Annotated in this window: 11 protein-coding genes and 1 tRNA gene; 8 read left to right on the top strand and 4 right to left on the bottom strand. The window is 42.7% G+C overall.

The window, feature by feature from the left end; genetic code table 11:
* Position 1: 1 nt before the first annotated feature.
* On the bottom strand, positions 2-1507 hold the full coding sequence (locus tag ACPV3A_RS30090; protein ID WP_375105452.1) for an FGGY-family carbohydrate kinase: 1506 nt from the start codon (positions 1505-1507) through the stop codon (positions 2-4).
* 131 nt (positions 1508-1638) lie between these two features.
* Here ACPV3A_RS30090 and ACPV3A_RS30095 point away from each other — a divergent pair, with 131 nt between their 5' ends.
* The 5 genes from ACPV3A_RS30095 (at position 1639) to ACPV3A_RS30115 (ending at position 6129) form a co-directional block, all read left to right on the top strand.
* Positions 1639-2472 carry a PocR ligand-binding domain-containing protein gene (locus ACPV3A_RS30095; protein ID WP_375105453.1) on the top strand — a complete coding sequence of 278 codons (834 nt, stop codon included), beginning with the start codon at positions 1639-1641 and terminating at the stop codon, positions 2470-2472.
* An 895-nt stretch (positions 2473-3367) separates the two neighbouring features.
* Positions 3368-3760: a sigma-70 family RNA polymerase sigma factor gene (locus tag ACPV3A_RS30100; RefSeq protein ID WP_367620506.1), complete on the top strand. Its 393-nt coding sequence runs from the start codon at positions 3368-3370 to the stop codon at positions 3758-3760.
* 87 nt (positions 3761-3847) lie between these two features.
* Entirely contained in the window at positions 3848-4045 is a 198-nt protein-coding gene (locus ACPV3A_RS30105) for a helix-turn-helix domain-containing protein (protein ID WP_301877880.1), read from the top strand.
* 525 nt (positions 4046-4570) lie between these two features.
* Positions 4571-4840, top strand: a complete 270-nt coding sequence (locus ACPV3A_RS30110) for a helix-turn-helix domain-containing protein (RefSeq protein ID WP_426203323.1) — start codon at positions 4571-4573, stop codon at positions 4838-4840.
* 77 nt (positions 4841-4917) lie between these two features.
* Entirely contained in the window at positions 4918-6129 is a 1212-nt protein-coding gene (locus ACPV3A_RS30115) for a tyrosine-type recombinase/integrase (protein WP_426203325.1), read from the top strand.
* A 169-nt stretch (positions 6130-6298) separates the two neighbouring features.
* Here the strand turns inward: ACPV3A_RS30115 and ACPV3A_RS30120 are convergent.
* Positions 6299-6384, bottom strand: a tRNA-Leu gene (locus ACPV3A_RS30120).
* Positions 6385-6743: 359 nt separating this feature from the next.
* Here ACPV3A_RS30120 and ACPV3A_RS30125 point away from each other — a divergent pair.
* The 3 genes from ACPV3A_RS30125 (at position 6744) to ACPV3A_RS30135 (ending at position 9632) form a co-directional block, all read left to right on the top strand.
* Complete coding sequence (locus tag ACPV3A_RS30125; protein WP_194541697.1) at positions 6744-7508, top strand: polysaccharide deacetylase family protein; 765 nt, start codon at positions 6744-6746, stop codon at positions 7506-7508.
* Positions 7509-7705: 197 nt separating this feature from the next.
* On the top strand, positions 7706-8305 hold the full coding sequence (locus ACPV3A_RS30130) for a TetR/AcrR family transcriptional regulator (RefSeq protein ID WP_194541696.1): 600 nt from the start codon (positions 7706-7708) through the stop codon (positions 8303-8305).
* Positions 8306-8426: 121 nt separating this feature from the next.
* Positions 8427-9632, top strand: a complete 1206-nt coding sequence (locus ACPV3A_RS30135; protein ID WP_194541695.1) for an MFS transporter — start codon at positions 8427-8429, stop codon at positions 9630-9632.
* Between the two features lie 94 nt (positions 9633-9726).
* On the opposite strand, the gene ACPV3A_RS30140 is transcribed toward ACPV3A_RS30135, so the two are convergent.
* Positions 9727-9915, bottom strand: coding sequence for a hypothetical protein (locus ACPV3A_RS30140; protein WP_071223022.1), 189 nt, complete (start codon positions 9913-9915; stop codon positions 9727-9729).
* 764 nt (positions 9916-10679) lie between these two features.
* On the bottom strand, positions 10680-11000 hold the full coding sequence (locus ACPV3A_RS30145) for a DUF3139 domain-containing protein (protein WP_194541694.1): 321 nt from the start codon (positions 10998-11000) through the stop codon (positions 10680-10682).
* Positions 11001-11151: the final 151 nt, after the last annotated feature.

Below are 11151 nucleotides of genomic sequence, written 5' to 3' on the forward strand. Positions count from 1 at the left end.
CTTAAACCTCCTGATCCACAGTCATGACACTCTTGACGGCTTCATAACATTTTTTGTATTTGTTGTACCATTTATTGTAGTGCTCATGTTTCCCCGAATCCGGAGTATAAGTATGCCTTACCTTGACATAGACGGATTCCGCATCTTCCAATGAGCTGTAAATTCCACATGCTACCCCTGCCAACATGATGCAACCCAAAGTACCAGATTGCGCAGCACCCAAAGAAACAATCGGCCTGTTCAGAATGTCAGCCTTCATCTGGAGCCAGATGTGCGACAAGGCTCCCCCGCCTGTTGCCAGAAGGGTATGGATCTCTATCCCCGCCTCCGATAATCGTTCCAAATTTAAGGCCATTTCGAAAGTTACACCTTCCATCAACGCTTGATAAATTTCCCGGCTTGTTGTTTCGGTGGTCAATCCAAAGATGGCGCCTCTTGATTCCGGATCCGTATATGGTGTCCCTGCTCCCGAGAAGTGAGGTAACACTAGCAGTCCTGAAGGCTTCGAAGCATCGACTTCACTATTGAACACTTCATAGGGGTTATCACCTTGCTTTCGGGCTTCATTTGCTTCGCAATAAGCCAGGTTATCGCGGTACCATTTCAGTAAGGCTCCTCCCGTTAACGAGTACGCATAGGTCACGTAACGACTGTTCAGGAAGGGAACAATGGCATAGCCTCCTTTATACAGAGATTCCTTCACGATTTCCTGTCCCAGTACGGGGGTGATGCACTCTACGGTTCCCGTGCCGTCAACAGCCATGCCTGGTTGGTAGGCCCCCGTGCCAATCGCTGCTGCGATCTGGTCGTGGCAGCCGGATACAATCATTGCTTCGGGATGAATCCCCAACTCCTCCGCCAACGAGCTTAGAATCTTGCCCGCGATGCTTCCGATCGGAACAGGAACCGGAAATAAGTTGGGTTCAATTCCAGCAAATGTAAGGATTTCATGGTTCCATTCCAGGGAATTAATATCGAGAGCCATTGTTCGGCTAGCCAAAGAGTAATCAATTTGCCTGACACCGCTCAACATATATACGATGAAATCTGCGAATAAACAGATGGCCCTGGCTTCCTTAACTAACTCAGGGTTATGCTCAGCGAAGTACATTAACTTCGGTAGGCTATACATCGGGGTTGGTGCTAATCCGGTGCTTTGGTTCAAATATTGTCTGCCAAAATGTCGGATCAAGCGGTCGCATTGTTCCTTTCCATAAGGAGCAGCATACAACATGGAAGGAGCCATGGGCACCATCTGTTGATCTAGCCATATTGCTGCTTCACCAAATGATGTGACTCCTATTGCATCTAACAGTTCATTCGCTTGTTTGGCTGCTTCCTGCAAGACAGACTTTGTGTACTGCCATATCAATGATGCATCCAACAAGTGTTTATTAGACGGCGCACTGCAGTATTCCTTGTAGACCTCGCTAAGCAGTTGTCCTTTTTGGTCATACACGGTACATTTACATCCAGTTGTTCCAATATCGATCCCTGCAATCGCTATTTATCCCACCTCCATAAAATAGAAAAGTTGACTTTTCAATATTGATCTTATCATTTGCTCCGTGTACAATAATAGTAATTTCTATCCCCAATAATAGTAATTTTGTTTTAGGAGATGATCCCTTGGGTCTGATGTTCAACCTTGCAGATCTTAAAGATCTGCTGAGCGATTTCTATACATTGACGAAAATTCGTACAGGCATTTTTGATGACTCGTTTCATGAATTGGTCGTTTATCCGCCGCGACATTCCACGTACTGCCACCTGATTCGTAGCGATCCCCGTGCGGAAGCAGCCTGTATCCAGTGTGATCAACAAGCCATTATACGTTGTAAAAAAGAACAGAGTATGTACACGTACCATTGTCACGCGGGGCTTGCAGAAACCCTAGTACCCATCAAGGCGGATCATCTGGTGATCGGGTATATGATGTTCGGACAGGTGCTTCATAGTGATTCGCGGGAAGAACTCTGGCAAACTATCCGTTCCGGTTTAAGCAACTATAACTTGGATCAAGACGCAATATACACTGCCTATCAGTGCATGAAGAACATCTCAAGAGACGTCATAGAGGCCTATGCCAGAACCATGGAAATGAGCGCCAGCTACCTCTATCTATCCAGGAAGTTGGTCTTGAAAAAGGATCCATTGGCACAAGAAATCGATAATTACATTAATAATCATATTCGGAGTAACCTGTCGGTACCTGCTCTATGTGGAAAATTCAGCATTAGCAAATCCCGTCTGTACAAGCTATCAGAGCAAAGCTTCGGAATGGGAATCGCAGAGCACATCCGGAGGGTAAGAGTTCAACGTTCCAAAAAGCTGCTGGGAGATACGGATATGTCCATTTACCAAATTGCAGACCTGGTGGGCATCCCGGATTACAACTACTTTACCAAAGTGTTCAAACGCGAGACTGGTATGATTCCAACTGCCTACCGAAGGGAATATTCCTTCCATTAAGCAACTACATGAACAGCATCTCCATGTGAAAATAATCGCCGATAAAAGCGTTAAATGAGCTCTTTCAAAAAGAAGGTCTCGCAACTTGATCCGGGCCGAAGGCATACACCATAGCTTAAGCTTCGCAAAACAGTGGTCTCCGGGATCCACAATCTCCAAGAAAAGAAAAGTACCGGCACTTGAAGTAAGCGGACAGCAGCCCCCCTTGGAGGGAGCACTTAAATCGTTTCCTGTGTCTTGCTGGATGTGATGTGCAACATATACTGGATATTGTGTGGAAATATTGGAACTTGCTCATAGCCCGGCCATAAGGCAGTAGAAGAGGCATCCCCTATTTACAATCTGATGCTAAATCCCCAAAAGATTGAAGGAGAGTTGATCCTCACCCCTCAACAACTGTACCTTCCCAAAATCCAGCTCTATATCAATCAAAATTCTGGACTATTTCGGCATCTTGTATTCGGGTATAGCCTCGCTTTAATTCCGTACAGAGCCACTGCATTTGCACACGAACGTCATCTGCCGTCTCAGACGAGAAATAGACCGATTGATTCTAAAATGCAAAAATCTGAATAGTATTTCGTATGTAAGCCAAATTAATTAAAACGCGGTTCGCCGAACTCAACACGCGAAATTATAAAAACATTAATAAGAATATTTATTTCGGCTATTAGGATTATCATTTTAGGAACAGCAAAGGGGCATCTCCAGATGGGAGAGCACTGAAAAAGTCGTTGTTTTGTTGCCACGAGCAACAGAACAACGACTTTTTTGTCATTAGTGAAGGAGCCGCGGCTCCTTTCTAAGAAACATTCACTTTAGCGATCCAGCTTTATTTTTTAATTGAAATGGTTTCCTATTTGTAAAATACTTCCCATTTAATACCTGAGAGGAGGTGTTTAAAATTAATAGTGCTCACAATAGAACTCGTATTGCAGTTGAAAAGGGCTTCAGTAGTTATGTAAAGTCCTGTCTTCGTCATGCAAGCCGTGATTTTTTCAAAAAACTATATTATGAATCTGCACCATTAAAACCATTTGATGAAACTTCATCTGATTTGTACATCACTTTAAATATCTTTGACAGCCCCTTTGTACATGCAGTCGAATATGCTTCCCTATTTCAAGCTATACAAAAATTGAGTCCCACAGAAAAAAAGGTATTGTATATGAAATTTTATAAAGATATGACGGACCAGGAGATCGCTAGTACTTTCGGTGTAACTAGACAAGCTATAACTAAATCAAAATTACTTTTATTGGTCAGGCTTAGAAGATATATGGACTAAAGGGCCTGAATCTATAAAAAACCGCTCTCCTCCTAATCTTTACTTAAATTAATATCAATTTAGACAAGGAGAATAGGAGATGAGTATATGCGTGAAGTGCTAGAATTAATTCAATTAGCTCAAAATGGAGACCATCAAGCTATAGAGGATCTTATCGCAAGGTATGAACCACTAATTAATAAATATTCCCGTGATCAAGGCGAGATAAATGAGGATTGTAAACAACAATTGATTATAGAGTTTATTCTAGCTATTCGACGATTCGATCTTAACCGATACAAATAAAAATAATCTGGGTTTTAGAATTATCTATAACTCGGATTATTCTCAAAAAAAAAAGCGAAGATAGTTTCTTTTTCCACTCTTATGTACTATTTATATTGCAGAAGACATTAACTGTCTTCGATGAAGTGAATATCGCTCCTTGAAAATTATATAACTTATTTCAAGTACATTCCTTTTGCATCTGTTACAGCAGAAGCGACATAGCAGAAGAGTATAGTCAAGGATTTCTTGATTATACAAAATAGAACTGACTTCTTCTGGCTAAAATCTATTTCGTGGTGAAATTGATTCGCCATAATCTGCAAAAGGGATAATGATACTTCTGCCCGGCCAACGTTACTGTAGTGGGGGCAGCCTGCTCGGATGAGGGGGAGTCTCTGCGGAAAATCAGAGCTATGTGCCGCATAACCATCGGCAACTTGAGATATATATTCCCAAACTCATTTCCAGTTTATTTATATGCACTTAATGAATTACCCCTAGATCCCTTAAAAAAGTAAGTTGGTCAGAATGGAGATGAATATTATGAACCAAACTACTCTTTTGACCTTAGATGAAATTGAGACGTATGATCCCTTATTTCGAAAATATCCAGATGTAGTAAATGTTTCGGAAATGTGTGAAATGCTTGGTGGCATAAGCACCAAGACTGCTTATAAGTTACTTCAAGATAATAAAATCAGACATTTCAAAATTGGGCGAATTTATAAAATCCCAAAAATAAATATCCTTCTATACCTTAATCTTTTTTCATGTACCACTACTACAACTCCCTTATCCACTTTGCCACATTGAATCACCTTTTCCAAACGTGTTATAATTAATACGTCAATGGTAGGATCAATGCGGGCTGCTATGAAGGAGGTTTTTTCATGGTAGCAGGCCACCTACAAGAAAAAAAAGGTCTTTTTTATATGGTCTTGAATTGCAAAGATGAGGAAGGTAAGAGAAAACCAAAATGGATTCCTACTGGACTTACGGTGAAAGGAAACAAAAAACGAGCAGAAGCATTGCTATTAGAGACAAGGAGGGAATTTACTCTTCTTTTAAATGCTAACGAGAAAGAACTGATAGTTGAAGAAATTATCAAAGAAATGCCAGCCGAAGAGCCAGTCGATCAGGGCCCCCTATTTTCTGTCTTCATGCTTCAGTGGCTAGCAATGATGAAACATCAGGTTGAATTTATCACCTATGCTTCGTACCACAATGTCATTACTAATCATATCGTTCCTTACTTCGAAGAAAAAGGGTTACTTCTCAAAGAATTATTACCAAGTCACATACAAGATTACTATCAGTATGAGTTAGAGGAAAATGGAATGACAACCAATACGGTTCTCCATTATCACGCTAATATTCGCAAAGCGCTAAAGTATGCGCTTAAAAATGATTTAATTAACACTAATCCGGCAGATAAGATTGAAAGACCAAAGAAAAATGATTTTGTAGGGAGTTTTTACAACAAGCAAGAGACTAATATTCTGTTTGAAAAAGTTAAAGGCGAACTGATAGAGCTAGCAGTCATTCTTGCCGCTTTTTATGGATTGCGGCGAAGTGAAGTAGTTGGGTTGAAATGGACAGCTATAAATTTTGAAAACAAAACGATTAGTATTAGGCATACTGTAACTCCCGTTTATTTTGAAGGTCAGGAACACATCATTGAAAAGGACCGGGCTAAAAACAAACCAAGTCGCCGCACCTTACCTCTTGTACCTGCCTTTGAGGAATTACTGCTGCGTATTCGTGAGCTTCAAGCTCTCAATAAATCCATATGTGGTAAATCCTACTGCACTGATTACGAGGAGTATATCTATCTGGATAAGTTGGGACAACGAATTAAACCTGGCTATATCACACAGAACTTCACTAGAACTCTTAAAAAGAAAGGTCTTCGTCATATTCGCTATCACGACCTGCGTCATAGTTGTGCAAGCCTCCTACTCGCTAATGGAGTCAGTATGAAAGAAATTCAGGAATGGCTGGGACACAGCAACTATTCTACAACGGCCAACATTTATTCTCATCTTGAGTACAGTTCCAAAGTATCTTCGGCATCAACAATGAGTGGTGTTTTGGTCTTTTAATAAAAAAAGATCGCACTACCCTCAATAATTTATGAGAGTTAAGCGATCTTCTCCTCGTTCTCTCCTTCGGAGAAAGGAGAGAACTGCAGGAGAGAACTCGATAAAAAGTTCTCTCCCAAGCTGTTTCAAAAACAAAGGTTTTCCGGAAAAAACCCTTCTAAATCAAGGATGCCGAGGACGGGGGTCGAACCCGTACGGTACTCACGTACCGCAGGATTTTAAGTCCTGTGCGTCTGCCAATTCCGCCACCCCGGCATATTTATCCGCGCATGTTCCTAGCGTCGTTCACGTTCACTTACATAACCGAAGGTACGCGTGGAATTCGCAATATTTTGCGATCTCATTCCGATATCTAGGTGTGCACATTTCGTCTTAGCGACAAAATTGATAATACCATGTCCAACCATATGATGTCAATATATGAAACTCATAATTTTTCGCATCACCCTATCCAAAGCCTCATGCTCGATAGCTTCAAGCCTCCGCGCTAACCCATCCGTTCGAATCCTTCCGCCTTCCGTAAAGAATAATTTTACCGTAATCACCAAATGATAAATATGCTTGCACTGTCATTTGCGAAGACTAGAACAACAGAGAAAAGGATACCGCTCACCATGAAAAAACTCTCAACCGTCATATGGATCGCTCTCTCCATCTCCCTTTGCCATCAACATGTTGTCAACGCCAGCCATGCGCCATCCGCTTCCAAGGGCAGGGGTTATTATGAGGAACGAGGCGAGATAGTATGGGAAGTCCCCACTCACAATAAAGTAATTGCTCTTACCTTTGACGATGGTCCGGACGCGCAGAACACCGTTCAAATTCTGGACCTGCTAAAGCAATATGACGCAAAAGCCACCTTCTTCGTTGTTGGCAGCCGGGTGGAGAAGCACCCCGAGATCGTAGCGCGGGAGCTGCAGGAAGGCCATGAAATCGGCAATCACTCTTACTCCCATCCTCCTTTTCACAATATTAATGTCAGCAAGTTAACAAGCGAGTTAAATCAGACGCAAGATGCGATCTTTCAGGCAACCGGCATTCGAACCGTCCTGTTTCGTCCACCGGGAGGCAGCTATAATGAAGCAATTGTCCGCACGAGCAAGGATTTCGGTATGCTGACCGTATTATGGTCATGGCATCAAGATACGCTCGACTGGCGAAAGCCCGGCGTTAACCGGATCGTTAAAAAAGTGCTGGATAATGCCCATAATGGAGACATCGTACTTATGCACGACTTTGTGCCAAGCAGTACACAGACGGTAGAGGCTCTCAAAGTGATTTTACCGGAGCTGCAAAAGAGAGGCTACGAGTTTGTGACCGTTTCGGAGCTGCTCTCCTATCACGAGAAAACGCGTAAGTTCATTGAAGTAAACCATTAAGGGAATGGATGACCTACAACGTTCTAGAATAACCGCTGCCTTCTGATGGTAACGGTTATTTTTTCGAAGTCGGTTGGATCGGAAAAACACAGAGTCTAATTTCCTCTTGAATATATCAATTCCATTTGATAAGATACAGAACGAACGTTCAGTATATAAATTTCGAATAGCTTTCAAGGCTATAAGGGGGTGCATGCGTGAATAAAAAACAACAACAAACCGAAGATACCAAGCGACGAATAGCGGAAGCCGCCAAGGCTCTTTTTATGCAGAAGGGTTACAAATCAACGTCAATAGAGGAAATCGTTGAAGCCACAGGCAGCAGCAAAGGGAATATCTATTATCATTTCAAGAGCAAGGAAGGGCTGTTTCTGTATCTGGTTGAGGAATGGGACCTCGAGTGGGAACAGAAATGGAACAGCAAAGAGCAGCATTACACCACCACCGTTGACAAGCTGTATGGAATAGCCGATCAATTGGTGTTTGATGATCTGAACCACCCCTTCTCTAAGGCGCTTGATGAATTTATAAACAGCAATGGTGATGTTAGCGAAGAAGTAGAACAAAGAGTCGTCCAGATTATTAGGAGCCATTTGGAATTCAATCAGAAAGTGCTGCAGCAAGGGATGGATCGCGGGGAGTTTGAGAATCATAATGTGGAGCAGCTGTCCGTTATCTTTGAGAGCCTCATTGTTGGCTTAAGCCAGATGTCGCGTATAACGAAGGTTGAAAATGCGCTTGCCCTTTATCATGCCGCCATCAAAGTATTTCTGCACGGCATTGAGAAGAAATCATGAAAAATAAATACTTTTTTTCATGCACTATCACAAACCGAACGTTCAGTATATAAGTAACCGAATTACAATCATTTCATCATATGTCTTTATTAAATCGTCTTTTATTTTTGGAGGAATCATCATGTCATTACTCATGCGAAACAATGGAGCCATTCTGCTCCTCATGTTCAATATATTTCTAGTCTTCACCGGGATCGGGCTTGTCATACCTATTATGCCAACCTATATGACGGAACTGCATATCAGCGGCAGCACGGTAGGTATGCTCGTTGCCGCTTTTTCATTAACACAGCTGTTATTCTCCCCACTTGCGGGAAGATTGTCAGACACCATGGGTCGTAAAAAAATCATAATCTCCGGCATGATGGTGTTCGCCGTATCGGAATGGTTGTTCGGAGCTGCCAGCACACCGCCGCTCCTGTTTGCCTCAAGAATGCTGGGCGGTATCGGCGCTGCACTCATTATGCCCGCTGTTATGGCCTACACGGCTGACGTGACCTCGAATGAGGAACGCGCCAGAGGCATGGGGTTCATTAATGCTGCGATTACGACAGGCTTCATCATCGGACCGGGTATCGGAGGATTTATCGCCGAGTTTGGCATTCGCGTTCCTTTCTACGCCGCGGCTGTTGCGGGAGGTATTGCCGCGCTGGTAACGCTGCTGCTGCTACCGGAATCATCCGCCAAGCAGGAAGCACCTACCGTGCTGGGTCGGAAGAAAGAGAGCTTGGCCGTTCAGCTGGTGCGTTCTTTTAAGGAACCTTACTTCCTAAGTTTGATCATTGTATTTGTGCTCTCGTTCGGGCTTGCCAATTATGAAACGGTGTTCGGCCTGTTTGTGGATCATAAATTCGGGTTCACCCCTAAAGATATTGCCATGATCATCACGTTTGGGTCGATTGCGGGTGCCGTCGTCCAAGCAACGATATTCGGTTGGATCCTGAACCGCTTCGGTGAGAAACGAGTCATTACGCTCAGTTTGCTTACCGCGGGAATCTGTATCCTGTTAACCCTGTTCGTGCATAAATACTGGCTCATATTCCTTGTAACCTTCTTGGTATTCCTGTCGATCGACATCTTGCGTCCCGCTATCGGAACGCAAATGTCTAAGCTGGCGAAGGATCAGCAAGGCTACGTGGCCGGCCTGAACTCGGCGTACACCAGTCTGGGAAATATTGCGGGGCCGCTGGTTGCAGGATATCTGTTTGATTTGGACATCAACTTTCCTTATATCTCCGCGTCCATCGTTCTCATCCTCTGCTTCTTCCTGGCCATGCGTGCAGGCAGAGCCTGGACCGCTACAGAGGCCGTCATGAATGAACGGTGACGAAAGGTAACGACTTCCTGACCGTTTACAGCTAATCATTGAACAAGACCCCGCCGGTAGCTTCTGGCGGGGTCCTGTTTTTGATTATGTATTTTTAATAGGCCACCAGGACAATCATCGCCAATAAAGCCACCAGGGCAAACAATAGAGACCATCCCAATTCAAACCGTCTTTTTTCTTTATATGCCTTGAAAGCCTTCCTTGATTCAAATACAAATACGATCACCAAGAAGGCGAGCAACACCGGAAGTCCCCAGGACTGATTTAATACCCACTCTGACACCTTCATCCCCCATCCTATATGCTAAAATGAGCTGCATCCAACCAGCAGCAGCCGTATAAATAAGTCTGTTCCCCTACGACTCCATTAAAATGTACCGTAAGTCGCCCCCGATTACAAATCTCGCTTGGCCGAATCATCAATCTCCCGGAGGCAAATCGTTGAAATCAAAATTATCTCGACCATATAGTAAAGTAATTTGATTAGTCAAGACAAACGAATAAGAGGAGGAACAGCATGTCAGCTACTAATAAAATCAGTTGTCCGATACAGTGGAGAGAATAATCTCCTGCTTGCTGTATCTTGCACTCGTCGGTAGAAATAAGGGTGTAGTAGTCCTGGATCTTGTTCCATTGGGTGTTGAATATTTGGTATAATCCTTCCGAGGTGAAAATGATGAACGGAAAGAAGTTTGTTATTATCATGGTTCTTATCTTGCTGATAATTGGCGCTTGTTCTTTAGTCCTAGCGCAAGTCTTGAATTCAATCGGGCGCCCAGATTTATAGAAATCTGATAGACTGGAAAATAATACATTGAAGGGGCGGAATCATTGAGGATATTTTTGATTATATTGGTCTTACGGCCCCACTATAAACCAGAACGCCAAAAAGAACCCCCTCTGCCTAAAGCCAGCAGGGTTCTTTCCCACGTTAACTCTCATAAGTAAGTGGAGACAAGTAAAGTTCAACAGGGAGAAGCATCACTCAATTTGACTATAGCCTCTAAATGGTGATTTATACATTTTTCAAAACAGCAAGATTTTCATCTAGTCACGCTGACCAGATAATCTTATTGGCTTTTTAGGATCAAGTTGGCGCCATATGGGTGTATCAGCATTTCCATCTGTAAAGATATAATCTGTATTTGGATCATCTGCAAACCTAACATAAACGGGATATGTAGGCATTTTACTAAGTTTTGCTTTAATACTGATAATATCTGAATCAGAGTATCCCTCAACATTAATCAGATGATTTCTCAAACTTCTTTCGAGAGAATTGTACTTCACTTGAAGGTAAGTATAAAAAACACCGACAATAATCAGCACAAGTAACAGAAAAACAATCAAAATCTTTTTCTGTTTCATAAATGAGCATTTTGCATTAATCTGAGTCCTTGATACACAAGGATTTCCACACATAAAAAAGGGACTTCACCCCAACTTGGCGAAGTTTTTCGGTGACCAAACCAAAAACCTCAAGAATGGAGGAAGTCACCTTGTATATTCTCCAAGAAAG

Origin of the sequence: Paenibacillus sp. Dod16 (assembly GCF_049893405.1) — a bacterium.
In the GTDB taxonomy this organism is placed as follows: domain Bacteria; phylum Bacillota; class Bacilli; order Paenibacillales; family Paenibacillaceae; genus Paenibacillus_AQ.

Bases quoted from the DNA above. Each gene is read 5' to 3' on its own strand.
- ACPV3A_RS30095 (WP_375105453.1), top strand. From the start codon at position 1,639: ATGTTCAACCTTGCAGATCTTAAAGATCTGCTGAGCGATTTCTATACA.
- ACPV3A_RS30105 (WP_301877880.1), top strand. From the start codon at position 3,848: ATGCGTGAAGTGCTAGAATTAATTCAATTAGCTCAAAATGGAGACCAT.
- ACPV3A_RS30110 (WP_426203323.1), top strand. From the start codon at position 4,571: ATGAACCAAACTACTCTTTTGACCTTAGATGAAATTGAGACGTATGAT.
- ACPV3A_RS30115 (WP_426203325.1), top strand. From the start codon at position 4,918: ATGGTAGCAGGCCACCTACAAGAAAAAAAAGGTCTTTTTTATATGGTC.
- ACPV3A_RS30125 (WP_194541697.1), top strand. From the start codon at position 6,744: ATGAAAAAACTCTCAACCGTCATATGGATCGCTCTCTCCATCTCCCTT.
- ACPV3A_RS30135 (WP_194541695.1), top strand. From the start codon at position 8,427: ATGTCATTACTCATGCGAAACAATGGAGCCATTCTGCTCCTCATGTTC.
- ACPV3A_RS30145 (WP_194541694.1), bottom strand. From the start codon at position 11,000: ATGAAACAGAAAAAGATTTTGATTGTTTTTCTGTTACTTGTGCTGATT.